Source organism: Vibrio sp. 10N.286.52.F8, from assembly GCF_041468745.1.
GTDB classification, from domain to species: domain Bacteria; phylum Pseudomonadota; class Gammaproteobacteria; order Enterobacterales; family Vibrionaceae; genus Vibrio; species Vibrio crassostreae_C.
The window spans coordinates 1-471 of sequence record NZ_JBFRJF010000084.1 but is presented as its reverse complement, the minus strand read 5'-3'; the positions used below and the strand labels follow the sequence as shown (position 1 = coordinate 471).

The following is a 471-nucleotide window of genomic DNA, read 5'->3' as shown; positions in this document are numbered from 1 at the left end:
CACAGATTGATTAGGTTTAGAAAAGCAAAGAGATGAAGAACTCCCAAGTTCTTCGAAATTTGTTTCTACTTTTAAAGTAGAGATAAATTGCAGTGTCCCGTTCGTCTAGAGGCCTAGGACACCGCCCTTTCACGGCGGTAACAGGGGTTCGACTCCCCTACGGGATACCACTTCCTTCAAGAAGTAAAAAGGGTCGTTAGCTCAGTTGGTAGAGCAGTTGACTTTTAATCAATTGGTCGCAGGTTCGAATCCTGCACGACCCACCATTTCCTCCCAAGGAAATAAAATTTGGGGCGATTAGCTCAGTTGGGAGAGCACCTGCCTTACAAGCAGGGGGTCACTGGTTCGAGCCCGGTATCGCCCACCATTTCCTCCCAAGGAAATAAAAATATGGGGCTATAGCTCAGCTGGGAGAGCGCCTGCCTTGCACGCAGGAGGTCTGCGGTTCGATCCCGCATAGCTCCACCATTC

General features: G+C 49.5%; 4 tRNA genes. All 4 read left to right on the top strand.

The features are described from left to right. Positions 1–94: 94 nt before the first annotated feature. The 4 genes from AB4133_RS22035 (at position 95) to AB4133_RS22020 (ending at position 468) form a co-directional block, all read left to right on the top strand. Positions 95–170: transfer RNA gene (locus tag AB4133_RS22035), tRNA-Glu, on the top strand. Positions 171–190: 20 nt separating this feature from the next. Next, a tRNA-Lys gene (locus tag AB4133_RS22030) sits at positions 191–266 on the top strand. A gap of 25 nt (positions 267–291) precedes the next feature. Further along, positions 292–367, top strand: a tRNA-Val gene (locus AB4133_RS22025). 25 nt (positions 368–392) lie between these two features. Continuing rightward, positions 393–468: transfer RNA gene (locus AB4133_RS22020), tRNA-Ala, on the top strand. Positions 469–471 lie beyond the last annotated feature (3 nt).